Annotated in this window: 1 rRNA gene; it reads right to left on the bottom strand. The window is 56.9% G+C overall.

Annotated features, from left to right (window positions below):
* Positions 1–22: 22 nt before the first annotated feature.
* Positions 23–2,495, bottom strand: a 23S ribosomal RNA gene (locus ABZ915_RS48700); the annotation flags it as partial.

Below are 2,495 nucleotides of genomic sequence, written 5' to 3'. Positions count from 1 at the left end.
AACACAGTGGACGCGAGCAACTGAGGACAAGCCCTCGGCCTATTAGTACCGGTCACCTCCACCAGTTACCTGGCTTCCAGATCCGGCCTATCAACCCAGTCGTCTACTGGGAGCCTTACCCCATCAAGTGGGTGGGAGTCCTCATCTCGAAGCAGGCTTCCCGCTTAGATGCTTTCAGCGGTTATCCCTCCCGAACGTAGCCAACCAGCCATGCCCTTGGCAGGACAACTGGCACACCAGAGGTTCGTCCGTCCCGGTCCTCTCGTACTAGGGACAGCCCTTCTCAAGACTCCTACGCGCACAGCGGATAGGGACCGAACTGTCTCACGACGTTCTAAACCCAGCTCGCGTACCGCTTTAATGGGCGAACAGCCCAACCCTTGGGACCGACTCCAGCCCCAGGATGCGACGAGCCGACATCGAGGTGCCAAACCATCCCGTCGATATGGACTCTTGGGGAAGATCAGCCTGTTATCCCCGGGGTACCTTTTATCCGTTGAGCGACGGCGCTTCCACAAGCCACCGCCGGATCACTAGTCCCGACTTTCGTCCCTGCTCGACCCGTCGGTCTCACAGTCAAGCTCCCTTGTGCACTTACACTCAACACCTGATTGCCAACCAGGCTGAGGGAACCTTTGGGCGCCTCCGTTACTCTTTAGGAGGCAACCGCCCCAGTTAAACTACCCATCAGACACTGTCCCTGATCCGGATCACGGACCCAGGTTAGACATCCAGCACGACCAGACTGGTATTTCAACGACGACTCACCGCGAACTGGCGTCCGCGTTTCAAAGTCTCCCAGCTATCCTACACAAGCCGAACCGAACACCAATATCAAACTGTAGTAAAGGTCCCGGGGTCTTTCCGTCCTGCTGCGCGAAACGAGCATCTTTACTCGTAGTGCAATTTCACCGGGCCTATGGTTGAGACAGTCGAGAAGTCGTTACGCCATTCGTGCAGGTCGGAACTTACCCGACAAGGAATTTCGCTACCTTAGGATGGTTATAGTTACCACCGCCGTTTACTGGCGCTTAAGTTCTCAGCTTCGCCCACCCGAAAGTGAGCTAACCGGTCCCCTTAACGTTCCAGCACCGGGCAGGCGTCAGTCCGTATACATCGCCTTACGGCTTCGCACGGACCTGTGTTTTTAGTAAACAGTCGCTTCTCGCTGGTCTCTGCGGCCACCCCCAGCTCACCGTGTAAAACGGATCACCAGACGTGGCCCCCCTTCTCCCGAAGTTACGGGGGCATTTTGCCGAGTTCCTTAACCATAGTTCACCCGAACGCCTCGGTATTCTCTACCTGACCACCTGAGTCGGTTTAGGGTACGGGCCGCCATGAAACTCGCTAGAGGCTTTTCTCGACAGCATAGGATCATCCACTTCACCACAATCGGCTCGGCATCAGGTCTCAGCCACAAGGTGTGCGGATTTACCTACACACCGGCCTACACCCTTACCCCGGGACAACCACCGCCCGGGATGGACTACCTTCCTGCGTCACCCCATCACTCACCTACTAACCGCTTGGTCCGGCGGCTCCACCACTTTCCTTTCCCCGAAGGGTCCGGAACGGCTTCACGGCCTTAGCATCACGATGCTCGATGTTTGACGCTTCACAGCGGGTACCGGAATATCAACCGGTTATCCATCGACTACGCCTGTCGGCCTCGCCTTAGGTCCCGACTTACCCTGGGCAGATCAGCTTGACCCAGGAACCCTTAGTCAATCGGCGCAAACGTTTCTCACGTTTGTATCGCTACTCATGCCTGCATTCTCACTCGTCAACCGTCCACGACTACCTTCCAGTGCCGCTTCACCCGGCAGACGACGCTCCCCTACCCATCACAGCGGGCGTTGGCCCTCATGCTGCAATGACACGACTTCGGCGGTACGCTTGAGCCCCGCTACATTGTCGGCGCGGAATCACTAGACCAGTGAGCTATTACGCACTCTTTCAAGGGTGGCTGCTTCTAAGCCAACCTCCTGGTTGTCTCTGCGACTCCACATCCTTTCCCACTTAGCGTACGCTTAGGGGCCTTAGTCGATGCTCTGGGCTGTTTCCCTCTCGACCATGGAGCTTATCCCCCACAGTCTCACTGCCGCGCTCTCACTTACCGGCATTCGGAGTTTGGCTAAGGTCAGTAACCCGGTAGGGCCCATCGCCTATCCAGTGCTCTACCTCCGGCAAGAAACACACGACGCTGCACCTAAATGCATTTCGGGGAGAACCAGCTATCACGGAGTTTGATTGGCCTTTCACCCCTAACCACAGGTCATCCCCCAGGTTTTCAACCCTGGTGGGTTCGGTCCTCCACGAAGTCTTACCTCCGCTTCAACCTGCCCATGGCTAGATCACTCCGCTTCGGGTCTTGAGCGTGCTACTAAAGTCGCCCTGTTCGGACTCGCTTTCGCTACGGCTTCCCCACCCGGGTTAACCTCGCAACACACCGCAAACTCGCAGGCTCATTCTTCAAAAGGCACGCAGTCACGAGA

The organism is Streptomyces sp. NPDC046915, assembly GCF_040644935.1.
GTDB lineage: Bacteria > Actinomycetota > Actinomycetes > Streptomycetales > Streptomycetaceae > Streptomyces.
The sequence above is the reverse complement of the archived record's forward strand: the minus strand, read 5'-3'. Positions and strand labels throughout refer to the sequence as shown.